Source organism: Cellulomonas sp. McL0617 (genome assembly GCF_049994875.1).
Lineage (GTDB): Bacteria > Actinomycetota > Actinomycetes > Actinomycetales > Cellulomonadaceae > Cellulomonas.
In genome coordinates this window covers 3,162,204-3,184,961 of record NZ_CP188256.1, presented here as the reverse complement: position 1 = coordinate 3,184,961, position 22,758 = coordinate 3,162,204, and the positions used below count along the sequence as shown (strand labels likewise).

Below are 22,758 nucleotides of genomic sequence, written 5' to 3'. Positions count from 1 at the left end.
CGTCGCTACGGTGGTCGGATGACTGCGTCCCGGACCCACGGCGGTCCGCCCGCCTGGGTGGGCGGACCTCCCGGGTGGGGCGGCGGCGAGTGGCCCCGGGGGCAGGCTCGTCGGGCGTGGCTCGCCGTGCCCGCGGCCGCTCTCGCCGTGGTCACGATCATGGGCTGCGTCTTCGTCGGGTTCTGGCATCCCGACGCGCGCGCATTCGACCTCGGCGCGGCCGGACTCCTCGTGCTGGCGCCCGCGTCGATCTTGCTGGTGGTCCGACGCGGTGCGTGGGCGCTCCTCGGCGGCGTGCTCGCGGTCGCCGGACCGGTCGCGTACCTCGCGCTCGGTTACCCGCCCGGGCCGGCGGTGGTCCCGCTCGGCTTCGTGGTCGTGGCGGCCGGCGCGACGGGGCAACGCGCGCTCTCGGTGGGCGCGGCAGCGGCGGGCGCCATCGGGGTGGCGGCCGTCGCCGTGGGCACCGGGACGCCGACCGCGGTCTACGCCTGGTTCACCGTGGTGGGGCTCGGCGTGGCGGCAGTGCTCGGCGAGGGCGCCCGCGGGCGTCGCGAGCGCATGCGCGCGCTGAGCGTGGCCCGCGAGTCGCGCGAGGAGGCCGCCGTGGCTGCGGAGCGGCTGCGGATCGCCCGCGAGCTGCACGACGTGCTGGCCCACTCGCTGTCCGCCATCACGGTCCAGGCCGGTGTCGGGCTGCACCTCATGGACCGCGAGCCGGAGCAGGCCCGCAAGGCGCTCGGTGCCATCCGGGACACCAGCCGGGACGCGCTCGACGAGGTGCGGGAGGTGCTCGGGGTGCTCCGCGCGCAGGGCGAGGCGCCGCGCGAGCCGGCCGCGGCGCGCGACCTGGGCGGGCTGCTCGACCTCGTCCGGATGGCGCGCGACGACGGGTGGGTCGTGGACGACGACGGCCTCGCCGAGGCGGTCGGCGCGTCGCTGGACGTCGTCCCCGAGCCCGTCGTGGTCGTCGTGCACCGTGCGCTGCAGGAGGCGCTGACCAACGTGCGACGGCACTCGAGCGGGTCGACCGTGCAGGTCAGGCTCTCGGTCGGACCGTCGGTGGCGGCGCTCGACGTGCGCGACGACGGCGTTGTACAAGTGCCGATCGATGAAGGGTACGGACTGCGCGGGATGCGGGAGCGCGTCGAGTCGCTGGGCGGTTCGGTGGTAGTCCGGGGCGACGGCGACGGGTTCGGCGTCCACCTCGACATCCCGTGGGGACAGCCGTGATCCGGGTTCTGCTGGCCGACGACCAGGCGCTCGTCCGCGGTGGCTTCCGCGCGCTCATCGACGCGGAGACCGACCTGTCGGTGGTGGGGGAGGCGTCGACCGGCGACGAGGCGGTCTGGCTCGCCACCGAGCTGCTGCCCGACGTCGTCCTCATGGACATCCGGATGCCCGGCAGCGACGGACTGACGGCGACCCGACGGATCGTCGAGGACCCGCGCGCGGGCGGCGTCCGCGTGGTCGTCGTGACCACGTTCGAGCTGGACGAGTACGTCGCCGAGGCCATCCGCGCAGGCGCGTCCGGGTTCCTGGTCAAGGACACCGAGCCGGCGGACCTGCTGCGGGCGGTACGGGTGGTCGCCGCGGGCGACGCGCTGCTCTCCCCGACGGTGACCCGACGGCTGCTCGCCACCGTCGCGCGCGCCACGCGGGAGGTGGTCGAGGCGCCCGGGCTGGGCGATCTCACGCCGCGCGAGCGCGAGGTCCTGGCACTCGTGGCCGAGGGGCTGTCCAACGACGAGATCGGGGCGCGGATGTTCCTGTCGCCGCTCACGGTCAAGACGCACGTGCTGCGGGCGATGGCCAAGGTCGGCGCGCGCGACCGGGCGCAGCTCGTCGTGATCGCCTACGAGTCCGGCGTGGTGCGGCCGGGCTGGGCATAGCCGGTCCGGACGGAGCGCCTCCGACGGTCCCGGTGGACGACGACGGGACGAGGGCCCCCGGGCGACCGTGGTGGTGCGGCCGACGGACGGCCGCTCGACACGACCCGGAGGTCATCATGCTCAGCTCGCTCGCCGCCCTGGCGGCGCACCCCGTCGGCTGCGGATGGGGCTGGGGCTTCGGGCCCTGGTTCCTGATCTTCCCGCTCTTCTGGCTGGGCATCATCGCCCTCTTCCTCACGATCGGCTCGCGTCGTCGTCGCGCGTACTGGGCCGAGGGTGGTGGCTGGGGACCGCACGGGGGGAGCCAGGGCGCCCGGGCGGTGCTGGCGGAGCGGTACGCCCGCGGCGAGATCGACGAGGCCGAGTACCGCGCACGCCTGGAGGTCCTGCTGGCGACCGGCCCCCAGCCGCGGGGCTGACGGCGAGGTCGCCCTAGAGGTCCTGCGCGACCGACTCGACGCCCGCGGGTGCGTCGGGGAGGTCGCGCATGCCGAGCAGGGGCGAGATCAGCACGGGCAGCGACGCCAGGCCGGTCACGACGAGGGCGACCCACAGCGTGGGCTCGACGCCGAGGTGCGTGCCGAGCCACCCGCCCACCAGCCCGCCGATCGGCATCGTCCCCCAGACGATGAACCGGACGGAGGCATTCATGCGCCCGAGCAGCGGCGGCGGGCACACGCGCTGCCGAAAGCTCACCTGGGCCACGTTGTAGACGACGACAGTGAACGACCACACGATGCCGCCGACGACGAGCAGCAGAGCCGGCGCCACGGGCGTGAGCGACGCCAGCGGCGTCAGGGCCGACGCGGGGACCGAGGCGAGGATCGACAGCGGGATCAGCCGCGCCTCGCCCACCCAGCTCGCCAGTCGGGCGGCCACGAGCGCGCCGACCAGCCCGCCCACCGACGAGGCCGACAGGACGACGCCCCACGCCGCGGTGCCGAGGTCGAGCACGCGCAGCGCGTAGATCACCACGACGGCGCCGGAGATCGCGCCCGCGAAGTTGGACAGTCCGGTCGTGGCGACGATGCGGCGCAGGAACGGCTCGTGGACGACGAACGACAGCCCCTCGCCGATCTCCGTGCGCAGCGGTCGGTGGGTGTCCGGGTGCGGGGGCGTCTCGACGTGCTTGATGCGCCACACCGCGAACGCGGAGACCAGGTAGGTCACGACGTTCACGGCGATGAGCGCGGGCGCCGTGATGACCTTGAGCAGCAGCCCGCCGACAGCCGGCGCAGCCACGGCGGCGACCGACTGCGTCGCCTGCAGCTTCGAGTTGCCCTCGACGATGTGCTCGAGCCCGACGAGGCCCGGCACGTAGCTCTGGTGCGCGACGTCGAAGAACACCGACGCGGCGCTGATGGCGAGTCCCGCGACGATGAGCAGGGGGATCGAGGCGTGCCCGGTGAACGCGGCCACGACGACGACGGCGAGCACGGTCGCGCGGACCAGGTCGGACGTCAGGAGCACCCGTCGTTTGCGCATCCGGTCCACCCAGGCGCCCGCGGGCAGGCCGATGACCAGGAACGCGGCGGTCTCGGCGGCGGTGAGCAGCCCCATCTGCCACTCGCTGGCCGCCAGCTCCTGGACGGCGTAGACGGGCAGCGCCAGGGTGGTCAGCTGGGCGCCGAACTGCCCGAGCGCGTCGCCCGTCCAGAGGCGGCGGAAGTCCGGATGGTGCACGAGGGACTGGGTCACCGGGCCATCGTCGGCAACTGATTGGGAAAAGTCAATCGGTGTGCGAGGATCGGCAGGTGACCGATTCGCGGCCTGCCGACGAGGACGACGTCGACGCCGACGCGCGCGCCCTGGCCAGCACGCTGCGGCTGCGCATCCTGCGCCTGTGCCTCGACGAGCCCATGACCAACCGTGAGATCGCGACGCGCCTGGACCGCAACCCGGCGACGGTCCTGCACCACGTCCGCACGCTCGCCGACCGGGGATTCCTGGCGGCCCAGCCCGTGCGCCGCGGGGCCCGGGGGTCGCGCGAGGTGCCGTACCTGGCCACGCGCAAGTCGTGGCGGACGCCCGGTGACCCGAGCTCGTCGCGCATCCTCATCGACACGTTCCTCGAGGAGGTCGCGCTCGTCGACCCGAGCGACGTCGTCGCGACGCGGCTGGGTCTCCGCCTCGACGCGGTGGGGCATGCGGAGCTGGTCGAGCGCGTGCAGGCCGTGTTCGAGGACTTCGCCGCGCGGTCCCCCACGCCGGGCGGGGTGGCCTACTCGCTGTTCTACGCGCTCCACGAGGACGTCACGCGCGGGCCGTCGGCTCAGTAGCGGATCGCGTCGATCACCCGCACGCGCACCGCGAAGCTCGCCGGGATGATCCCCGCCAGCGCGCCCACCGCCATCGCGCAGAGCATGCCGATCACCGCGGCCGAGACCGGGAACGGCGGCATGTCCTGGATCCCCGAGCCGAACAGCTTGTCCACGGGGATGTTCTTGATGATCGCCACCGCCAGCGTCACGCCCACCAGACCGGCCACGAACGTGGCGACCACCGACTCCAGCAGCACGCCGAAGAACACACGGCCTGACGTGGCGCCGAACGAACGCCGGATGCCGATCTCGCGGATCCGGTAGCGCACGGTGACCAGAGCGATGTTCACCAGGCCCAGGCCGCCCAGCAGCAGCGCGAGGCCGCCGACCCCGATCCCGACGTAGGTGGTCGCCCGGTCGATCCCGCCGCCTACCCGGTGGTTGTCCTGCACGTCGACCTGCCAGCCCGGCGCCACGCTCTGCATGTCCTGCTTGATCCGGGCGGTCAGGGGACGGGCCTGGTCGGCGGGCACCCACAGGTAGACCATCGGCACCTGCTGGTTCATCGCCGCGGCGATGGTCCCGCCGGCCGGGGGCGCGCCGCCCGACTGGATCCCCGAACCGTCGTCGCCGATCCACCGGTGGTACTGGTCGTACAGGACGATCGCGGTCGGGTCGGCGCCGGGCCAGTCGTTCGCCATGACGCCGATGATCGTCGCCGTCACCGGCGCGCGGTCGCCGATCTCGACCGTGGGATGGCTGGACAGGTCGGCCAGCCCCAGCGTGCTGAGGAAGGCCTGGTTCACGACGAGTGTCGGGCCGAACGCCGTCTCGTCGACGTCCGTGAACCAGCGGCCGGACGTGGGCGCCAGCCGGTCGATGGTCCCCAGGTCGGCGTCGACCGTGCGGAGCTGGACCGTGCGCTTGCCGTCAGGGAACCGGATCGGCGCCTGGACCGTCTCGTCGCGGCTCGCGTAGGTGATCGAGTAGCGGTCCAGCAGCTGCGCGAAGGCGTCGTCCCACGCGGTCGGCGGCGCGGCCGACGGGCCCGACGGGTAGGCGCTCACCATGAGCGTCACCTGCCGGCCGCTCTGCCGGTCGTTCTGCTCCTGGGTGGCCTGCTTGAGCATCGCGATGACGGCCGTGACGCTGGTGATCGCGGTGACCGCGCAGGCCACGCCGATGAGGGCGAGCAGGACCCGCAGCTTGTGGATCCGGAGCTCGTCCCAGGCCTCGACGATCGCGCCGACGAGGCCCGTCACGCGTGCACCTCCGGGTCCGGCAGCCGGCGTTCGATCGCGCGCGACCGGTCGGCCACGAGAGTCGGCACGTCGCCGACCCAGTCGGACCGCGTGTCCAGCTGGATGGGCAGCAGGACGCCGTCGGTGAGCCGGTACTGCCGTTCGGCGCGGGCCGCGACGGCGAGGTCGTGGGTGATGGTCACGAGCGCCGCGCCCGTCTGCGACGCGATCTCGTCGAGCAGGTCCATGACGGCCCCGCCGGTCTCGACGTCGAGCGCGCCCGTCGGCTCGTCGGCGAGGATCACCCGCGGGCCGCGTACCAGGGCCCGCGCGATGGCGACGCGCTGCTGCTCGCCGCCCGAGAGCTTGTCGGGCATCGTGTCGACGCGGTCGCCCAGGCCCACCCGCTCGAGCATCGCCGCGGCGAGCCTGGTGCGCTGCCAGAACTGCCTGCCGCGGGCGTACAGCAGGGGAGCGGTGACGTTCTCGAGCGCGGTGCGTCCCGGCAGGAGGTTGAACTGCTGGAAGACGAACCCGAAGTCCCGCCCGCGCCGCCGGGTGCGGGTCCCGTTCGACAGGCGACCGATCGGCACGCCCTCGAGCAGGTACTCGCCGGTGGTAGGTGCATCGAGGAGCCCGAGGATGTTGAGCAGTGTCGACTTGCCCGTTCCCGAGCGGCCGACGACGGCGACGTGCTCGCCCGCGCCGACCGAGACGGTGACCCCCTGCAGGATGTGCAGCATCCGGTCGTCGGGGAGCCGGACCGACCGCGTGACGTCCGTGAGCTCGAGCAGGCTCATCCGCCGCACACCTTCGGGTCGTAGCTCACGGTGCAGTCGACCGGCAGACCTTGGCCGCCGGGCACCGGGATGAACTGCAGGATCGTGTCGCCCGTGGCCAGGCCGTCGGCGATCTGCACGTTGGTGCCGTCGGTCAGGCCGAGCGTGACGGCCTTCTTGGTGGTGGAGCCGTCCGCGGCCACCACCCAGACGTTCCCGGCCTGGATCGTGCCCTGCACCGCGGAGATCGGCACGACGACGACGTCGGCGGCCGTCCCGTTCGTGATCTCGACCGACGCGCCGAGGCCGGCGAACGCCGTGACGCCGGTGGGGATCGCGCAGGACACCGTGCCGCTCGACCCGGTGGTGCCCCCGCCGTTCGGGTCGTTCTGCGTCCCTGTGGTGCTCGTCTGCGGCACGGCGCCGACGCGCAGGCCGGTGCAGTCGAACGGGGCGGGGCCGCCGTTCAGCGTGACGGTCGCCTCCTGCGGGGCACCGACGAGGCGGTACTGCTGGTCGGGCGTCAGCGTGCCGCTCACCGAGAGCGTGCCGGGCGAGACCGTCGCCACGTCGCCGCCGACGGCGACCTCCTGGTCCTTGAGCGTCGGCAGCGCGAGCGTGCCGGCCACGGGCGACCTGACGACGGCCGTCTCGACCTTGGGCCTGGGCTGGGTGGTGGTCACCTCGCCTGTGTCGGGGTTCGTCGTCACCACCGGATCCTGCGGGGTCTCCTTGCGGATCTCGAGGATCGGGGTGCCGACCGCAACGACCGCGCCGTCCTTGGCCAGCAGCTTGCTCACCTGCCCGGCGAGGGTGGCCTTGACCGTCACGGCGGGGTCGGCGACGACCGACGCCTGGATGGTCACCGCGTTGGTCACGGTCCCCGTGCCCACCTGCACGGTCGGCTCGATCGCCGCGCCGGTGGGCTGCAACGACGTGTCGGACGTACCCACGTCCGCTCCGGTGAACGCGATCTTGACCAGCGCGACCGCGATCACCGCCCACAGGAGCAGTCGGATGGCCGGAAAGACGATCCTGCGGGTGACCCCCACGGTCGGACTCCTCGCGTCGTTGGCTCGAGCGGGCGCGCCGGGGTCTGCCCCCGGGGTCGTGCTGTGGTGCGGGAACGGCTGTTTTCGGGACCGTAGCGATCCGGTGCCGGGTCACGTATCCACCCGGAGGATGATCTCCACCTGCAAGCGCGCGTCAGACACTACTGCGGGGTGCGTTATAGCGACGCGCGGCCGGTCCTGCGAGCGTCCGGCGCGGGCATCGGGCGGCCGCGTCAGGCTGCCGGCGCCTGCGCCGTCGCGACGAGGAACGCCGGTGCGCGCAGGTCGGCGTCGGCGAACGCGTCGGCCACGGCCTTCGCCACCTCGTCGACGGCGTCCGCGCGGACGAGCGCGATCGCGGACCCGCCGAAGCCGCCGCCGGTCATGCGCGCGCCGAGCGCCCCGGCCGCCAGCGCGGTGCTCACCACCAGGTCGAGCTCGCGGCAGGACACCTCGTAGTCGTCCCGGAGGGAGGCGTGCGAGGCGTTCATCAGCGGGCCGACCGAGTCGACCTCGCCGGCGTCGAGCAGGGCGACGAACCACGTGACGCGGTCGATCTCCGTGACGACGTGCCGGACGCGGCGCACCTGGACCTCGTCGTCGAGCTTGTCCAGCGCCCACTCCAGGCCGCGGGGGTCCACGGTGATCTCGCGCAGCGTCGCGACACCCAGGCGCGCCGCCGCTGCCTCGCAGGACGCCCGCCGGGCCGCGTACTGCCCGTCCACGAGCGCGTGCTCGGCGCGGGTGTCGACGACCAGCAGGGCCAGGTCGTGAGCGGCCAGGTCGAACGGCACGTGCCGCACGGACCCGTCGAGGCAGTCGAGCAGCAACGCGTGGCCGGCCCGGGCGCGCAGGGACGCGGCCTGGTCCATGCCGCCCGTGGGAGCACCGGCGATCTCGTTCTCCGCGCGCACGCACATCGCAGCCAGCCGTGCGCGTCCCTCGTCGTCCCCGGAGCCCGCGAGCCCCAGACCGAACACGGAGTCCAGCGCGACCGCGGCCGATGCCTCGAGCGCGGCCGAGGACGACAGCCCGGCGCCGTACGGCACGCAGGAGTCGACCGCGACGTCGAACCCGCCGACGGGCAGCCCGGCCGCGCGCATCGCCCACGCGACGCCGACCACGTAGCCGGCCCAGCCGTCGACGGCGCCGGGTGCCACGTCCGCAAGCCTCACCTCGCGCGGCCCGGCGGGTTCCTGCGCCGAGACGAGCCGGACCAGGTCGTCGTCGCGACGCCGCAGGGCCACGTACGTGCGGTGGGGGAGCGCGATGGGCAGGCACAGGCCGCCGTTGTAGTCGGTGTGCTCGCCGATCAGGTTGACCCGACCGGGGGCCGACCAGGTGCCATCGGCGGGCCCGTCGCCGAACCGCGCCTCGAACAGGCGCCGCACCCGCTCGCTGCCCTGCTCGGGCGTCCAGGCGCCGAGCCAGGTGACGCTCGTGCTCACGCGATCTCCTGCAGTCGCGCCGCGATGCGCTCGGGGGTGGTGTCGCTGATCCAGGCGCCGACGCCCGACTCGACCCCGGCCAGGTACTTGAGCTTGCCCGGCGCGCGCAGCACCGAGAACAGCTGAAGGTGGAGACGGGAGTCCTGCCGGCCCTCGGCGACGGGTGCCTGGTGCCAGCCGGAGATGTACGGGAGGGGGATCGCCTCGCCCTGGGGCCCGACGAAGAAGCGGTCGAGCCGCTGCAGCAGCGTCAGATAGGCGGTCGCCAGGTCCCCGCGCTCCTCGTCGGTCAGCGACGGGAGGTCGGGCACGTCGCGCCGGGGCGCAAGGTGCACCTCGACGGGCCAGCGCGCGGCGAACGGCACGTACGCCACCCAGTGCTCCGACTCGAGGACGATCCGCTCACCGTGCTCCAGCTCGGCGTCCAGCACGTCCCGGCCCAGCAGGCGGCCGGTGCGCAGTCGGTACGCGCGGGCCTCGGTGAGCATCGTCGCGGTGCGCGGCGTGACGTACGGGAAGGCGTAGATCTGCCCGTGCGGGTGGTGCAGCGTGACGCCGATCTCCTTGCCGCGGTTCTCGAAGATGAAGACCTGTTCGATGCCCGGCAGCGCGCCGAGCGCCTCGGTCCGCTGCGCCCAGGCCTCGATGATCGTCCTCATGCGCCGCGGGCCTACCGTGCTCAAGGACGCGGTGGGGTCCGACGAGAAGCAGATGACCTCGCAGCGACCCGCCGCGGGTCGCACGGTCCACATGGGTTCCCCCGAGCGGACCGTGGGCGCGTCCGGGACGCCCGGCACGGCGAGCAGCGACGGGAACCGGTTCTCGAACACGACGACGTCGTAGTCCTCGGCGGGGATCTCGCCGTCCTGGTAGACGGCACCCGGCTTGGCCGGAGCCAGCGGGTTGGCGTCGGCCGGCGGCAGGAACGTGCGGTTCATCCGGTGCGCGGCCATCGGGATCCACTCTCCGGTCAGCGGGTCCCGACGCAGCTCGGGTCCGGTGACGGGGAGCGCGACGCCGTCGGGTCCGGCGATCGGCAGGAACCGGTCCGGCAGCGGCCGCGGGTCGTCCAGGCGGCGGGTCTTCGTGCCCGAGACGTAGGGCTCGCTGTCGTCGAAGTAGAGGAGCTCGCGGCCGTCGGCGAGGCGGGTGGTCGTCATCCGGACGGGCCGGGCGGGCGCGTCAGACGTGGTCACGTAGAGGCTCCAGGGTGCGGGGGTGTGGTGGCGCTGGTGCTGGTCATGGAGCTCTGCGTCCCCACGGTGACGAGGCGGAGCTGGGTGGCCCCGCCGGTCAGCTGCCGCCGCGCGTCGGAGGGAAGGGAGTCGTCGCTGATGACGGTGTCCACGTCGTCCAGCGGGACGATGCGGGCCAGCCCCACCACGCCCCACTTGGTGTGGTCGGCGAGGACGGTGGTGACCGCGGCGCACGACATGAGTGCGCGGTCGGTGGCGGCTTCCGCCAGGTTCGGGGTGGTCAGGCCGGCGGCGTCGAAGCCGTGCACGCCGAGGAACGTGCGGTCGACCCGCAGCCCGGCCAGGGTGGCGTCGGCGACGGGGCCGACGAGGGCGTCCGACGGCGTGCGCACCCCACCCGTGAGGATCACCTGAACCCCCGAGGCGCTGTGCAGGACGTCCGCGATCCGCAGACCGTTGGTCACGACCGTGAGCGGACGCAGCGACGGGTCCGAGGCGATCAGCTCGGCGAGCAGGTACGTGGTGGTGCCTGCGGACAGGGCGATGGCCTGGCCTGGTTCGATGGTGCTGAGCGCGGCGTGGGCGATCACGGTCTTCTCGGCGCTGGCCCAGCCGCGCTTGGCGTCGAAGCCGGGCTCGTCGGTGGGCCGCCCGGGCGCGTCGGGGGCGACCGCTCCGCCGTGGACCCGGCGCACGAGCCCGGCACGGGCGAGCTCGGCGATGTCCCGGCGGACGGTCATGTCCGAGACGTCGAGGCTCTCCACGAGGTCCGCGACGCGGGCCGCGCCATGGGCACGGACGGCGGCAAGGATGCGCTCCTGGCGCTGCGTAGCGAGCATAGTGACATCATCACACAGGACCGAACAAAATCCAACGTGCCGTGTGAGGTGTCACTCAGGAGACGGGTGATCTTCACCGGGTGGCCGGGGAGAGACCCAGCGACCGCCCCGCGAGGCCACGACGTCGTGCTGCGAGCGACCGCGCCACCTCGCGCAAGGTCTGGGCGGCGGGGGAGTCCGGCTCGGACAGCACCACGGGGTAGCCCCCGTCTCCCGCCTCTCTCAGGCGAACGTCCAGCGGGATCTGTCCGAGCAGCGGAACCGGGCTGCCCATGAGGGTCGAGAGGTTGTCCGCCACGCGCTGCCCGCCGCCCGACCCGAACAGCTCGAGCCGCGATCCGTCAGGTTGCGCCAGCCAGGACATGTTCTCCACGACACCGACCACGTTCTGCCGCGTCTGCACCGCGATCGACCCGGCGCGCTCGGCCACCTCCGCGGCCGCCAGCTGTGGCGTGGTGACGACGACGAGCTCGGAGCTGGGCAGCAGCTGCGCCACCGAGATCGCGATGTCGCCGGTGCCAGGCGGCAGGTCGAGCAGCAGGACGTCGAGGTCGCCCCAGAACACGTCGGCGAGGAACTGCTGGAGCGCCCGGTGCAGCATCGGTCCGCGCCACACGACGGGCTGCCCGGCCGGCACGAACATGCCGATCGAGACGACCAGGACGCCGAACGCCTCGGGCGGGAGAAGCATGTCGTCCACGCGGGTCGGCTGGCGCGTCACGCCCAGCATGCGAGGGATCGAGAACCCGTAGATGTCGGCGTCGACGATGCCGACCTTCAGACCGTCGGCCGCCATCGCGACCGCGAGGTTGGCCGTGACCGAGGACTTGCCGACGCCGCCCTTGCCCGACGCGATCGCGAAGACCTTGGTCAGCGACTGCGGCTGCGCGAACGGGATGACGGGCTCGCCTCCCGGGCCGCGCAGGAGGGTGCGCAGGTCGGCGCGCTGCTCCGCGGACATGACGCCGAACACCACGTCGACCGTGGCGACCCCGGTGACGGCCGCCGCCGCGGCGGACACGTCCCGGGTCAGCGTGTCCTTGAGCGGGCAGCCCGGGGTGGTCAGGTCGATCCCGATGCGTGCGTGGCTCCCGGTGAGCTCGATCGAGCGGACCATGCCCAGGTCGGTGATCGGTCGCTTGATCTCCGGGTCCAGCACACCGGCCAGGGCGGTACGGATCGCGTCGGTCAGCGGGTCGGTCGGCTCGGGCATGGGCCCATCGTAAGTGGGCTCGTCGTGCGCTACGGCCGCGGGGTCCGGCGGGACTTCTTGGACTCCTTGGGCGCCTGCTCGGTGTCGGGATCCTTCTCGCCGTCGCGGTCCGCGGTCATGTCCTCCAGCAGCGCCCGCAGCTCGGAGCGGACGAAGTCGCGGGTGGCCACCTCGGACAGGGCGATGCGCAGGGCGGCCATCTCCCGGGCCAGGAACTCGGTGTCCGCGAGGTTGCGCTCCGAGCGCTGCCGGTCCTGCTCGGCCTGCACCCGGTCGCGGTCGGTCTGCCGGTTCTGGGCGAGCAGGATGAGGGGCGCGGCGTACGACGCCTGCAGCGACAGGACCAGCGTCAGGGCCGTGAACCCGTGGGCGGCGGAGTCGAACTGCGGCCGGGTGGGGCCGATGTCGACGTTCCACAGGATCCAGGCGATGCAGAAGACGGTCAGCCAGATGATGAACCGCGGCGTGCCCAGGAAGCGGGCGATGCTCTCCGAGATCTTGCCGGACGCGTCCTCGTCGATCTGCGGGCGCCGGATCAGGACGCGACGGGTGGACCGCGGCGTGTCGAGGCGCTCAGCCACGGGTCGCCCCCAGCTGGTCCTCGTCGTCGGTCTCGCGCCAGTCCTCGGGCAGCAGGTGGTCGAGGACGTCGTCGACGGAGACCACGCCGAGCAGTCGCTTCTCTCCGTCCACGACGGGTAGCGCGAGCAGGTTGTAGGTGGCCAGCTGGCGGGTCACTGACAGCAGCGGTGCGTCGACCGGCAGGGCCTCGATGTCGGTGTCGATGATGGACCCGATCGACTCGTGCGGCGGCTCGCGCAGCAGGCGCTGCAGGTGCACGACGCCGATGAACCGGCCGGTCGGCGTCTCGAGCGGCGGGCGCGCGACGAACACCATCGAGGCGAGCGCGGGCGTCAGGTCCTGCCGGCGCACGTGCGCGAGGGCGGCCGCGATCGGCGTCTCGGGACCGAGGATCACCGGCTCGGTGGTCATCAGGCCGCCCGCGGTGTTGTCCTCGTAGGCCAGCAGGCGGCGCACGTCGCGGGCCTCCTCGGGCTCCATCAGCTCGAGCAGCTCGGCCTGCTGGTCGTCGGGGAGCTCGCCCAGCAGGTCGGCGGCGTCGTCGGGCTGCATGGCCTCGAGGACGTCGGCCGCGCGGGTGCGGGCCAGGCCCTGCAGGATGCCGACCTGGTCGTCCTCGGGCAGCTCCTCGAGCACGTCGGCCAGGCGCTCGTTGTCCAGCGCGCTGGCCACCTCGAGCCGCCGGGTCAGGCCGAGGTCGTGGAGCACGTCGGCCAGGTCGGCGGGCTTGAGGTCCTCGTACTGGGCGAGCATCAGCTCGGCGCCCTGGGCTGCCGAGGCCTGGCCGAGTCCGGTGACCTCGTCGACGGAGATCAGCAGCGTCTCGCCGCGACGGCGCAGGATGCCGGGGCGACCCGTGTGCCGGCGGACGAAGAGCTTGGAGATGATCCAGTCGCCGTTGCGCTGCAGCTCGATGGCGACGTCCTCGATGCTCGCCACCCCGCTGCCGTCGACGAACTCGACGGTGCGATCGAGCAGCTCGCCGACCGCCAGGGTCTCGAAGGCCCGCTGCTCGAACCGGCGCATGTTCACCAGACCGGTCGAGATCACCTGGCCGGCGTCGATCGACGTCACGCGGGTGAGCGGCACGAACACCCGGCGCCGACTGCCGACCTCGACCACGAGGCCGACGGCGCGGGGCGCGCCCTTGAGGCGCACCAGCACGACGACGTCGCGCACCCGTCCCACCTGGTCTCCGAGGGGGTCGAACACGCTGGTCCCGGCAAGGCGCGCGACGAAGACCCTGGTCCCGACGCTGCTCACGCCGGTCAGCCTAGACCGACCATGCGGCCCGGTCCCGACACCGACGCCCGGTGTTCCGCGGACGGTCACCTGGTGGTCGCCCGCGCCGGCGCCGGGGGAGGATGGTCACATGTCGTTCTCCGGCTCGGCCCGCACGCCCCGCAACCCGACGCAACCGCAGGGTGAGACGGTCGCGGCCTACGACAGCTACCTGGCCGCCCAGAAGGCCGTCGCGCACCTGGCGGAGAAGGACTTCCCGGTGCAGCTGGTCACGATCGTCGGCACCGACCTGCGCATGGTCGAGCGGGTCACCGGCCGGCTCTCCTACCCGCGCGCGGCGCTCGGCGGGTTCCTCACCGGTGCGTGGCTCGGGCTGTTCGTCGGGCTCCTGCTCACGCTGTTCTCCTCGGCCGGGTCGGGCAGCCCCATCGCGTCGGCCATCCTCATCGGCGGTGCGTTCGGGATGCTCTTCTCCGTGGTCACCTACTCGATCACGCGCCGCCGCCGCGACTTCACCTCGACCAGCCAGATCGTCGCGTCGTCCTACGCGCTGCTGTGCCGCGGGGAGCAGGCCAACAAGGCGCGGAACCTGCTGCGCGAGCTGGGCGGGGTGCAGTCCGGCTGGCCCCCGCGACCCGTCACCACCACAGCGCCGACGGGTCCGTCGGCTGCGTCCCCGCCTGCCTTGCCGTCCGCGCCGCTGACGCCGCCCGTCGAGGACGCGCCGCCCGCACCACCCGCTCCGCCGAGCGGACAGCCCGCGCCGCCGCCCGGGCCCTGACCCGAGCGTCCCGGCGCTCGCGGGCGGACGGGGTCACCGGCGCGTCGGGCTGCGCGCTGCAGGACTCGCGCATCGTGGTCAACCTCGAGAACAGCAGAGCCAGCTGGCCTTCCATCGTGCGCCTCCCGGTGCTCGCGGGACGGGGATCGTCCCGGCGCAGGGGTGACGCGCGGCGGTCGGCCGGCTCGACTACTCCTCGCGAAGACTCGCCATCCACGCCTCGACGGCGTCCGGGTCGCGCGGGAGCGCGGCCGAGAGGTTCTCGTTGCCGTCCGCGGTGATGAGGACGTCGTCCTCGATGCGCACCCCGATGCCGCGGTACTCCGCGGGCACGAGCAGGTCGTCGGACTTGAAGTAGAGGCCCGGCTCGATGGTGAACACCATGCCCGGCTCGAGCACGCCGTCGAGGTAGAGCTCGGCCCGCGCCTGCGCGCAGTCGTGCACGTCGAGACCGAGGTGGTGACTGGTGCCGTGCACCATCCAGCGGCGGTGGTGCTGGTTCTCGGGCAGGAGGGACTCCTCCGCGGACACCGGGAGGAACCCCCACTCCGCCAGCCGCTCCGAGATCACCCGCATGGCGGCGGCGTGGACGTCGCGGAACTTGGCGCCCGGCACGGCTGCGGCGAAGCCCGCGTCCGCGGCGTCGAGCACGGCCTGGTAGACGCGCCGCTGGACCTCCGTGAACGTGCCGTCGACGGGCAGGGTCCGGGTGAGGTCCGCCGTGTAGAGGGAGTCGACCTCGACGCCGGCGTCGATCAGGACCAGCTGGCCCGCGCGTACCTGACCGTCGTTGTCGGTCCAGTGCAGCGTCGTCGCGTGCTCCCCGGCGGCGGCGATCGTCTCGTAGCCGACCGCGTTGCCCTCCTGGCGCGCGTGCCCGACGAACGTTCCCTCGATCACCCGCTCGCCGCGCCCGTGCGCGACCGCCTCCGGCAGGGTGCGGACGACCTTCTCGAAGCCCTCGATCGTCGTCGCGACGGCCTGCCGCATCTGCTCGACCTCGTAGGTGTCCTTGACCAGCCGGAGCTCGGACAGGGCCTCGGCGAGCACCTCGTCGCGGACGCCGGCCTCCTCGGTGGCGCGGATGTCCTCGACGACGGCCTCGATCGCCTCGTCGACGTCGGGCACCACGCGCAGCTGGACGCCGTCGGCCCCGACGTCCTTGGCCAGCGCGTCGCGCAGGTCGTCGACGTGCGCGGTGCGCACGCCGGTGAGCGTCTCGATGTCCTCCAGGCTGGGTCGGGCACCCACCCAGAACTCGCCGTAGCGGCTGTCGGAGAAGAACTCCTCGGTGTCGCGCCCGGCCAGCGGCCGGATGTACAGGACGGCCTCGTGCCCGCTGCCGTCGTCGCCCGAGCCGTCCTCGACGGGGTGCAGCACGAGCACGGCGTCCGGCTCCTGCTCGGCGCCCAGGCCGGTCAGGTGCGCGAACGCGGAGTGCGGTCGGAACCGGAAGTCGGTGTCGTTCGAGCGGACCTTGAACGTGCCGGCGGGGACGACCAGCCGCTCGCCCGGGAACCGGTTCGAGATCTCGGACCGGCGGCTGGCGGTCGCGTCCGCCGCCGGGCCGCGCGTCGCGGTCGATGCGGGGCGGTCTGCCCAGCCCGAGCTGATGAAGCGGAGGAACTCCGCCGACGACGGCCGCTGGGACCTGTTCGTGCCCCGATCGGCCAGCGGCTGGTCCGACGTGTTCTCCTCGCTCATGGGTGACATCTTCCCACCGCTACCGTGGGGCCCGTGCGCATCGACCTCCACACCCACTCCACGGCGTCCGACGGGACGGACGCACCGGGCGAGGTGATCGCGGCGGCCGCCGCGGCCGGGCTGGACGTGGTGGCGCTGACGGACCACGACACGACCGCCGGCTGGGACGAGGCGGCCGACTCGGCGCGCAGGCACGGCATCGACCTGGTGCTCGGCACCGAGGTGTCGGCGCGCGCGCACGGCATCAGCATCCACCTGCTGTCCTACCTGCAGGACCCGTCGCACCCGGCCCTCACCACGGAGCTGGACAAGACGCGGGACGCGCGGGTCGACCGGGCGCAGGCGATCGTCGAGCTGCTGGCCGAGGACTACCCGATCACCTGGGACGACGTGGTGGAGCAGTCGCGGGACGCCGTGGTGGTCGGGCGCCCGCACATCGCCGACGCCCTCGTCGCGCGCGGCATCGTGCCCGACCGGGACGCCGCCTTCGCGCGCCTCCTGCGCGCCGACGGCCGGTACCACGTGCCGCACTACGCCCCTGCCGGGGTCGATGCCGTCCGCGCGATCCGGGCGGCCGGCGGCGTCCCCGTCTTCGCGCACCCCGGTGCGGACGCCCGTGGCGAGGTGGTGCCGGACATGGTCTTCGATGCCCTCGCGGCCGCCGGACTGGCCGGGCTCGAGGTCGACCACCGCGACCACAGCGCGGCACAACGTGCCCGGCTGACGGCGATCGCACGCCGGCTCGGGCTCCTCGTCACGGGGTCCAGCGACTACCACGGGTCGGGCAAGGTCAACCGGCTCGGCGAGAACCTCACCGACCCGTCGGTGCTCGCCGTGATCGAGGACCTGGGCACGACGAAGGTCGTGCGCGCGTGACCTCCGTGATCGACGTGCAGCTGTTCGGCTCGGTCTTCATCACGCTGTTCGTGATCATGGACCCGCCCGGGACCGTGCCGATCTTCCTCGGTCTGACGTCGGCCATGACCCGCGCCCAGCGCAACCGGGCAGCCCGCCAGGCGGTGCTCGTGGCGCTCGGCGTGATCGTCGCGTTCGCGCTGTTCGGGCAGAAGCTGCTCGACTACCTGCACATCACGCTGCCCGCGCTGCAGGCGTCCGGCGGGCTGCTCCTGCTGCTGGTCGCGATGGAGCTGCTGACGGGGAAGATGGAGGAACCGAAGCCGGCCGGGAACGGGAAGGTCAACGTTGCGCTGGTGCCGCTGGGTACGCCGCTGCTGGCCGGCCCCGGGGCGATCGTCGCGACCATGGTGTTCGTCCAGCAGTCCGACCAGACCGCCGCCGACTGGGTGGCCATCGCGCTCGGCGTCCTGGCCGTGCACGTCTGCCTCTACCTGTTCATGCGGTTCGCCAACGTGATCCACCGGGTGCTGGGCGAGGGCGGGACCATCCTGGTCACCCGCATCGCGGGACTGCTGCTCGCGGCCATCGCGGTCCAGCTGATCGCGAACGCCGTGGAGGCCTTCATCAAGGCTGCCTGACCCGGTTCGCGACGACGGACGGGCACGCACTCCGAGGAGTGCGTGCCCGTCCGGGCGTGCTGGCTCAGGCGTCCGTCGACGGCGCCTGCGGTGCGGATCCCGTGCCGGTCCCGCTGCGCGTGCGGCGACGGTTGCGGCTGCGACGTGCGCCGGTGGCCGGGGCCGTGCCGGGCTCCTCACCGGTCGACGCGCCCTCGCCCGACGGGGCGCTCGTCGTCGCGGCGCCGGCCGTGCCCTCGGTGCCGCCCTCGCCGTGCCCGCGACCGCGGCCGCCGCGACGACGACGCGAGCCGCCCTCGCGAGCCTCGCCGTCGGCGGGCTCGGGGCGCGGCGCGCTGGTGCGCGGTGCCCCGCCGGCGCCGCCGGAGGACTCACCGCTGCGGGAGCTGTTCGAGCCGCCGGAACGGTGGTCGTTGCCCGACGGACGGGCGCCGCCGCCCGCCCGGGTGTGCTTGCCGGTCTCGCCCAGGTCCTCGAGCTTCTCCGCGCCCAGGCCCTCGCGGGTCTGCTGCGACTTGGGCAGCCGGCCCTTGGTGCCCTCGGGGATGTCGAGGTCGGTGAACAGGTGCGCGGAGCTGGAGTACGTCTCGACCGGCTCCGGGATGCCCAGTCCGAGCGCCTTGTCGATCAGGCCCCAGCGGGGGATGTCGTCCCAGTCGACGAACGTGACCGCGGTGCCCTTGGCGCCGGCGCGACCGGTGCGGCCCGTGCGGTGCAGGTAGGTCTTCTCGTCCTCGGGGCACTGGTAGTTGATGACGTGCGTGACGGCCTCGACGTCGATGCCGCGCGCGGCCACGTCGGTGGCGACGAGCACGTCGACCTTGCCGTGCCGGAACGCGCGCAGCGCCTGCTCGCGGGCGCCCTGGCCGAGGTCGCCGTGCAGCGCACCGGCGGCGAAGCCGCGCTCGATCAGGTCGTCGGCCACCTTGGCGGCGGTCCGCTTGGTGCGGGCGAACACGATGGTCAGACCGCGGCCGCGGGCCTGCAGGATTCGGCTCAGGAGCTCGACCTTGTCCAGGGCGTGCGCGCGGTAGACGACCTGCTTGATGTTCTTGACGGTCTGGCCGTCGTCGTCCGGGTCGGCCGCGCGGATGTGCGTCGGCTGCGTCATGTAGCGGCGGGCCATCGCGACGACCGCGCCCGGCATCGTCGCCGAGAAGAGCATCGTGTGGCGGCTGGCCGGGGTGGCGCCGAGCAGCGTCTCGACGTCGGGCAGGAAGCCCAGGTCGAGCATCTCGTCGGCCTCGTCGAGCACGACCGCCTTGACCCGCGACAGGTCCAGGTGGCGCTGCTTGAGCAGGTCGATCATGCGGCCGGGCGTGCCGACGACCACGTCGACGCCGGTGTTGAGGGCGGCGATCTGCGGCTCGTACGCGCGGCCGCCGTAGACCTGCAGCACGCGCACGGACCGGCGCGAGGACGCCGTCGCCAGGTCGCCCGCAACCTGCACCGCGAGCTCACGGGTGGGGACGACGACGAGCGCCTGCGGCTTGCCGGGTGCGGGGAGCTGGTCGTAGCCGTCCTCGCCCGGGGCGATCACGCGGTGCAGCAGCGGGACGCCGAAGCCGAGGGTCTTGCCGGTGCCGGTCTTGGCCTGGCCGATGATGTCGTGGCCGGACAGCGCCACCGGCAGCGTCATCGCCTGGATGGGGAACGGGTGCGTGATGCCGGCGTCGGCCAGGGCCTGGACGATCTCGGGCCGCACGTCGAAGTCCGCGAACGAGGCCTCGACGGCCTGCACGGAGGACCAGGTGTTCTTCAGCGGGCGAGTCATCGGCTCGGCCAGGGCGGAAATCTGGTCCGGGGTGTCGTCGGGCGCTGTGGGGTTGATGTCGGTCGTCGTCACCAAGAGGCTCTTCACTGCGAAGGGTGGTGACCCGCGCGCTGTCCGGGCTCACGACAGGCCGACAGCTTTCGTCGGACGACGTCGGATGATTCCCGGGCGACAGCGGAGCTCACCACGCATTGTGGCCGGCAGCCGATCGTGAAAGGCGACTCGCGAGCGTCTTCCGGACGGGTCCGGGGCTGAGCGAGAGGGTCGAGCTCTTGAAAGACGAGACGACCGGGCAACCGAATTACCGTGCCAGTCTATCCGACGGCACCGCCGCCCCGGCGCCGGACCCGCGGGGCGTCCGCGGGTGCTCCGTCGGCGCCCTGCGCAGGGCCCACCGACCGGACTACGATCCTCGGATGACGACCACCCCCTCGCGTCCCGAGAGCGCCGCTGTGGCCGGACCTTCCGCGGCCGGCCCCGCCGCGGCCAGCCCTGCCGCACTCGAGCGCGCCGACGCGGTCGAGCTGCTCGGCCTGGTCGCCCAGCTCGAGCACGTCGCCTTCGGCCGCCTCGCCGCCGACGCCGCCCTCGCACCGACCATCGAGCAGCGGCTCGAGCTCAGCCGGTTCGCCGCCGGTGCCGTCGGCCGCCGCGACCGGATCCTCGCCCGCATCACCGAGATCGGCGGCGACCCCGTCGAGGCCGTGCGGCAGTACGACCACGTCCTCGACGACTTCGACGCCCGCACCCAGCCGAGCACCTGGTGGGAGCGGCTGCTCAAGGCCTACGTCGGGTACGGCGTCGCCGACGACTTCTGCCGGCTGGCCGCCGAGGGGCTCGACGAGGAGTCGCGGGCGATCGTCCTCGCGGTCCTCGACGACGCGTCGCACGCCGAGCTGGCCGTCGCCGAGCTCGATGCCGCCGGGTCCGCCGACGGCGTCCTGACGGCCCGCCTCGCCCTGTGGGGCCGGCGTCTCGTCGGTGAGGCGCTCGGTGTGGTGCAGCGGCTGCTCGTCCAGCGCCCGGCCCTCGTGCGGCTCGTCGCACTGGGCTCGGCCCGGACCCCCGCCGGCGGCGGTGCCGGTGACGGTGCGCCGACCAAGCTGTTCGGGGAGCTCACCGCCCAGCACACCCGTCGGATGGCGCGGCTCGGTCTGACCGCCTGACCCATGCAGAACGAAGGAGCCCCGGACGACGTCCGAGGCTCCTTCGTCCCGGGCGACGTCAGACGGTGCCGAAGCCGACCCGGCCCTTGGTCTCGGAGCCGATCTCGATGTAGCCCAGGCTCGCGACCGGCACGATGACCCGGCGGCCGCGCACGTCGGTGAGCTCGAGGGTCGGGCGACCGCTGAGCGCGGCTGCGACGACGGCACCGATCTCGTCGGGCGTCTGGTCCGACTCCAGGCTGATCTCGCGGGGCGAGTTCTGCACGCCGATGGTGATCTCCACCGTCATCTCTTCCACGTCCTTCTGCAAGCTGGGGTTGCTGCCTCGGCCGGTGGGCCGAGGCACATCGTCCGATCCTAGGCGTCCTGGTAGACGAAGTCCGGCCGGATCAGCGCCGACACCCCGCCCCAGGCCAGCTGCGTCACCAGCGCGACGGTCCGCTCGGGCGCCACGTCGTCCGGCCGGCGCAGCCGATGCGTCGCCGCGCCCTGCGCCATCGCGATCAGCGAGACGGCCAGGAGGCCCGCGTCCTCGAGCGACAGGGCCGTGACCTCGGACAACACGGTCGTGATCCGCAGGGCGGCCTGCGAGGACGCGTGCTCCACGCGGGCCCGCACGTCGGCGTCGTGCGTGACGTCGGACTCGAACAGGAGCACCGACGCCTCTCCTGCGCCCTCGACGAACATGACGTAGGCCTGCACGATTGCCGCGATGACGTCGCGTCCGTCGCCCCGGCGGACCGGGCCCTGCTCGATCGAGGCGACCGCCGCGTCGACGGCCACGAGCAGATCCGTCCCGCGCAGGTCGACGACGGCGAGGTAGAGGTCGAGCTTGGACGGGAAGTGCCGGTAGAGCACCGGCTTGCTCACCTCGGCCCGCTCGGCGATGTCGTCCATCGAGACGTGGTGGTAGCCCTCGGTCGAGAACAGCTCCTGGGCGATCCGGAGCACCTGCGCGCGACGCTCGTCGCGAGCCATCCGCGGGTTGCGCGGACGAGGGGTGGGTCCGTCTGTCCCGGCCGTCATCCCGTGATGGTAGCGACGTGATGTGTCAACGATGCGACGATACCGAGTGTGACGAAGACCGGCAGACGCCGGAACGGTGGCGAGACCAGGCTCCCGCGCCGCCACGCGCGCGGCCGTGGGCGCCGTCTCGTCGCGTCCGGCCGCCGTCGGGGTCCGCTCGTCGTCGCGGTGCTCGCCGGGCTCGTCGCGGGTGCCGGCACGGCGTGGGCGGCCGCCGCGGACCCGCGGGCGGGGGCGCTGTTCGGGGTTCCGACGAGTCCTGCTGCCGCGGCGTCCCTCGTCGAGTCTCCGTTCATGCCCGATGCCGCCATCCTCGACCGGACCGGGCTGCAGAGCCGCAGCGGCGGCCTGCGGATCGCCGACGAGCCGTCGCCGAGCCCCGCGCCCGCCGACCCGGAGCCGAGCGTCGCCGACGCCGCGCCGGGCATCGTCGCCCTGCCGCCGGGTCTGACCGCCGCCGACGTCGCCGCCGGGTTGCTCTCCGCGGACGTGCCCGAGGTCGCCGGCGGGACGTTCGTCGTCGTGCCCGGCAGCGACCCCGGACCGGGCACCGGCGTCGTGCGGACGGTCCGCGTCGAGGTCGAGCAGGGGCTGGCGATCGACGGGGCGGCGTTCGCGGCCCTCGTCATGGCCACGCTCAACGACCCGCGCGGCTGGGGCGGGGACGGCTCGACGTCCTTCGCGCGCACCGACGGCGACGCGTCGTTCCGCGTGCTGCTGGCCTCGCCGTCGACCGTCGACCGTCTGTGCGCGCCGCTGCAGACCGACGGTGAGGTCTCGTGCGGACGGGCCGGGCACGCGGTGCTGAACCTGCGACGGTGGGTCGAGACGACGCCCGAGTACACCGCCGACAAGACGCTGTACCGCCAGTACGTGGTCAACCACGAGGTCGGTCACCTGCTGGGGCACCAGCACCAGAAGTGCCCCGGGGCGGGCCAGCTGGCACCGGTCATGCAGCAGCAGAGCTACCGGGCGGCACCGTGCGTGCCGAACGCGTGGCCGTTCCCGGGCTGATCTCCGGCTTGTCTTCTGCGTGATCTTGTGCCCGTCGCGGGTCGTGCGCAGC

Annotated in this window: 23 protein-coding genes; 9 read left to right on the top strand and 14 right to left on the bottom strand. The window is 73.3% G+C overall.

Annotated features, from left to right (window positions below; genetic code table 11):
• Nucleotides 1-18 precede the first annotated feature (18 nt).
• The 3 genes from ACPPVS_RS14300 (at nucleotide 19) to ACPPVS_RS14290 (ending at nucleotide 2,311) form a co-directional block, all read left to right on the top strand.
• The gene (locus ACPPVS_RS14300) at nucleotides 19-1,233 is read left to right on the top strand and encodes a sensor histidine kinase (protein WP_426592921.1); all 1,215 of its coding nucleotides are present in this window, start codon (nucleotides 19-21) and stop codon (nucleotides 1,231-1,233) included.
• Entirely contained in the window at nucleotides 1,230-1,892 is a 663-nt protein-coding gene (locus ACPPVS_RS14295) for a response regulator (protein WP_426592920.1), read from the top strand. Before ACPPVS_RS14300 ends, ACPPVS_RS14295 begins: the two co-directional genes overlap by 4 nt.
• Before the next feature lie 116 nt (nucleotides 1,893-2,008).
• Nucleotides 2,009-2,311: an SHOCT domain-containing protein gene (locus tag ACPPVS_RS14290; protein ID WP_426592919.1), complete on the top strand. Its 303-nt coding sequence runs from the start codon at nucleotides 2,009-2,011 to the stop codon at nucleotides 2,309-2,311.
• 13 nt (nucleotides 2,312-2,324) lie between these two features.
• Here the strand turns inward: ACPPVS_RS14290 and ACPPVS_RS14285 are convergent, their stop codons facing one another.
• Entirely contained in the window at nucleotides 2,325-3,590 is a 1,266-nt protein-coding gene (locus tag ACPPVS_RS14285; RefSeq protein ID WP_426592918.1) for an MFS transporter, read from the bottom strand.
• Between the two features lie 56 nt (nucleotides 3,591-3,646).
• Here ACPPVS_RS14285 and ACPPVS_RS14280 point away from each other — a divergent pair, with 56 nt between their 5' ends.
• Nucleotides 3,647-4,171, top strand: a complete 525-nt coding sequence (locus tag ACPPVS_RS14280; RefSeq protein ID WP_426592917.1) for a helix-turn-helix domain-containing protein — start codon at nucleotides 3,647-3,649, stop codon at nucleotides 4,169-4,171.
• Here the strand turns inward: ACPPVS_RS14280 and ACPPVS_RS14275 are convergent.
• The 9 genes from ACPPVS_RS14275 to ACPPVS_RS14235 form a co-directional block, all read right to left on the bottom strand.
• On the bottom strand, nucleotides 4,165-5,415 hold the full coding sequence (locus ACPPVS_RS14275; protein WP_426592916.1) for an ABC transporter permease: 1,251 nt from the start codon (nucleotides 5,413-5,415) through the stop codon (nucleotides 4,165-4,167). The genes ACPPVS_RS14280 and ACPPVS_RS14275 overlap by 7 nt on opposite strands.
• Nucleotides 5,412-6,194: an ABC transporter ATP-binding protein gene (locus ACPPVS_RS14270; RefSeq protein ID WP_426592915.1), complete on the bottom strand. Its 783-nt coding sequence runs from the start codon at nucleotides 6,192-6,194 to the stop codon at nucleotides 5,412-5,414. The genes ACPPVS_RS14275 and ACPPVS_RS14270 overlap by 4 nt, the downstream gene beginning before the upstream one ends.
• Nucleotides 6,191-7,225, bottom strand: coding sequence for a secretion protein HlyD (locus ACPPVS_RS14265; RefSeq protein WP_426592914.1), 1,035 nt, complete (start codon nucleotides 7,223-7,225; stop codon nucleotides 6,191-6,193). Before ACPPVS_RS14265 ends, ACPPVS_RS14270 begins: the two co-directional genes overlap by 4 nt.
• Before the next feature lie 233 nt (nucleotides 7,226-7,458).
• Nucleotides 7,459-8,673: a galactokinase gene (galK, locus tag ACPPVS_RS14260; protein WP_426592913.1), complete on the bottom strand. Its 1,215-nt coding sequence runs from the start codon at nucleotides 8,671-8,673 to the stop codon at nucleotides 7,459-7,461.
• Entirely contained in the window at nucleotides 8,670-9,833 is a 1,164-nt protein-coding gene (galT, locus tag ACPPVS_RS14255) for a galactose-1-phosphate uridylyltransferase (protein WP_426595987.1), read from the bottom strand. The genes galK and galT overlap by 4 nt, the downstream gene beginning before the upstream one ends.
• 32 nt (nucleotides 9,834-9,865) lie before the next feature.
• Nucleotides 9,866-10,708, bottom strand: coding sequence for a DeoR/GlpR family DNA-binding transcription regulator (locus tag ACPPVS_RS14250; RefSeq protein ID WP_426592912.1), 843 nt, complete (start codon nucleotides 10,706-10,708; stop codon nucleotides 9,866-9,868).
• A gap of 73 nt (nucleotides 10,709-10,781) precedes the next feature.
• Entirely contained in the window at nucleotides 10,782-11,921 is a 1,140-nt protein-coding gene (locus ACPPVS_RS14245) for an Mrp/NBP35 family ATP-binding protein (protein WP_426592911.1), read from the bottom strand.
• A 29-nt stretch (nucleotides 11,922-11,950) separates the two neighbouring features.
• Nucleotides 11,951-12,502, bottom strand: a complete 552-nt coding sequence (locus ACPPVS_RS14240; protein WP_426592910.1) for a DUF1003 domain-containing protein — start codon at nucleotides 12,500-12,502, stop codon at nucleotides 11,951-11,953.
• A complete protein-coding gene (locus ACPPVS_RS14235; RefSeq protein WP_426592909.1) occupies nucleotides 12,495-13,766 on the bottom strand; it encodes a magnesium transporter MgtE N-terminal domain-containing protein in 1,272 nt (423 codons plus the stop codon). The genes ACPPVS_RS14240 and ACPPVS_RS14235 overlap by 8 nt, the downstream gene beginning before the upstream one ends.
• Nucleotides 13,767-13,875: 109 nt before the next feature.
• Between ACPPVS_RS14235 and ACPPVS_RS14230 the strand changes: the two genes are divergently transcribed.
• Nucleotides 13,876-14,526, top strand: coding sequence for a general stress protein (locus tag ACPPVS_RS14230; RefSeq protein WP_426592908.1), 651 nt, complete (start codon nucleotides 13,876-13,878; stop codon nucleotides 14,524-14,526).
• A 189-nt stretch (nucleotides 14,527-14,715) separates the two neighbouring features.
• Here ACPPVS_RS14230 and ACPPVS_RS14225 read toward each other — a convergent pair whose 3' ends face one another.
• Nucleotides 14,716-16,230 (bottom strand): aminopeptidase P family protein, encoded by a 1,515-nt coding sequence (locus ACPPVS_RS14225; protein WP_426592907.1) that lies wholly within the window; start codon nucleotides 16,228-16,230, stop codon nucleotides 14,716-14,718.
• A 33-nt stretch (nucleotides 16,231-16,263) separates the two neighbouring features.
• On the opposite strand from ACPPVS_RS14225, the gene ACPPVS_RS14220 reads away from it, so the two are divergent.
• Nucleotides 16,264-17,106: a PHP domain-containing protein gene (locus ACPPVS_RS14220; protein WP_426592906.1), complete on the top strand. Its 843-nt coding sequence runs from the start codon at nucleotides 16,264-16,266 to the stop codon at nucleotides 17,104-17,106.
• A complete protein-coding gene (locus tag ACPPVS_RS14215) occupies nucleotides 17,103-17,726 on the top strand; it encodes a MarC family protein (protein WP_426592905.1) in 624 nt (207 codons plus the stop codon). Before ACPPVS_RS14220 ends, ACPPVS_RS14215 begins: the two co-directional genes overlap by 4 nt.
• A gap of 64 nt (nucleotides 17,727-17,790) precedes the next feature.
• Here the strand turns inward: ACPPVS_RS14215 and ACPPVS_RS14210 are convergent, their stop codons facing one another.
• The gene (locus ACPPVS_RS14210; RefSeq protein ID WP_426595986.1) at nucleotides 17,791-19,500 is read right to left on the bottom strand and encodes a DEAD/DEAH box helicase; all 1,710 of its coding nucleotides are present in this window, start codon (nucleotides 19,498-19,500) and stop codon (nucleotides 17,791-17,793) included.
• Between the two features lie 416 nt (nucleotides 19,501-19,916).
• On the opposite strand from ACPPVS_RS14210, the gene ACPPVS_RS14205 reads away from it, so the two are divergent.
• On the top strand, nucleotides 19,917-20,666 hold the full coding sequence (locus tag ACPPVS_RS14205; protein ID WP_426592904.1) for a ferritin-like fold-containing protein: 750 nt from the start codon (nucleotides 19,917-19,919) through the stop codon (nucleotides 20,664-20,666).
• A 58-nt stretch (nucleotides 20,667-20,724) separates the two neighbouring features.
• Here ACPPVS_RS14205 and ACPPVS_RS14200 read toward each other — a convergent pair whose 3' ends face one another.
• Together ACPPVS_RS14200 and ACPPVS_RS14195 are read right to left on the bottom strand one after the other, a co-directional pair.
• A complete protein-coding gene (locus ACPPVS_RS14200; RefSeq protein ID WP_426592903.1) occupies nucleotides 20,725-20,955 on the bottom strand; it encodes a DUF3107 domain-containing protein in 231 nt (76 codons plus the stop codon).
• A gap of 68 nt (nucleotides 20,956-21,023) precedes the next feature.
• Nucleotides 21,024-21,692 (bottom strand): TetR/AcrR family transcriptional regulator, encoded by a 669-nt coding sequence (locus ACPPVS_RS14195; RefSeq protein ID WP_426592902.1) that lies wholly within the window; start codon nucleotides 21,690-21,692, stop codon nucleotides 21,024-21,026.
• A gap of 48 nt (nucleotides 21,693-21,740) precedes the next feature.
• On the opposite strand from ACPPVS_RS14195, the gene ACPPVS_RS14190 reads away from it, so the two are divergent.
• Nucleotides 21,741-22,706, top strand: a complete 966-nt coding sequence (locus tag ACPPVS_RS14190; protein ID WP_426592901.1) for a DUF3152 domain-containing protein — start codon at nucleotides 21,741-21,743, stop codon at nucleotides 22,704-22,706.
• Nucleotides 22,707-22,758 lie beyond the last annotated feature (52 nt).

Bases quoted from the DNA above. Each gene is read 5' to 3' on its own strand.
- galT (WP_426595987.1), bottom strand. From the start codon at position 9,833: ATGACGACCACCCGCCTCGCCGACGGCCGCGAGCTCCTCTACTTCGAC.
- ACPPVS_RS14230 (WP_426592908.1), top strand. From the start codon at position 13,876: ATGTCGTTCTCCGGCTCGGCCCGCACGCCCCGCAACCCGACGCAACCG.
- ACPPVS_RS14290 (WP_426592919.1), top strand. From the start codon at position 2,009: ATGCTCAGCTCGCTCGCCGCCCTGGCGGCGCACCCCGTCGGCTGCGGA.
- ACPPVS_RS14245 (WP_426592911.1), bottom strand. From the start codon at position 11,921: ATGCCCGAGCCGACCGACCCGCTGACCGACGCGATCCGTACCGCCCTG.
- ACPPVS_RS14250 (WP_426592912.1), bottom strand. From the start codon at position 10,708: ATGCTCGCTACGCAGCGCCAGGAGCGCATCCTTGCCGCCGTCCGTGCC.
- ACPPVS_RS14195 (WP_426592902.1), bottom strand. From the start codon at position 21,692: ATGACGGCCGGGACAGACGGACCCACCCCTCGTCCGCGCAACCCGCGG.
- ACPPVS_RS14225 (WP_426592907.1), bottom strand. From the start codon at position 16,230: ATGAGCGAGGAGAACACGTCGGACCAGCCGCTGGCCGATCGGGGCACG.
- ACPPVS_RS14270 (WP_426592915.1), bottom strand. From the start codon at position 6,194: ATGAGCCTGCTCGAGCTCACGGACGTCACGCGGTCGGTCCGGCTCCCC.
- ACPPVS_RS14300 (WP_426592921.1), top strand. From the start codon at position 19: ATGACTGCGTCCCGGACCCACGGCGGTCCGCCCGCCTGGGTGGGCGGA.
- ACPPVS_RS14200 (WP_426592903.1), bottom strand. From the start codon at position 20,955: ATGACGGTGGAGATCACCATCGGCGTGCAGAACTCGCCCCGCGAGATC.
- ACPPVS_RS14205 (WP_426592904.1), top strand. From the start codon at position 19,917: ATGACGACCACCCCCTCGCGTCCCGAGAGCGCCGCTGTGGCCGGACCT.
- ACPPVS_RS14210 (WP_426595986.1), bottom strand. From the start codon at position 19,500: ATGACTCGCCCGCTGAAGAACACCTGGTCCTCCGTGCAGGCCGTCGAG.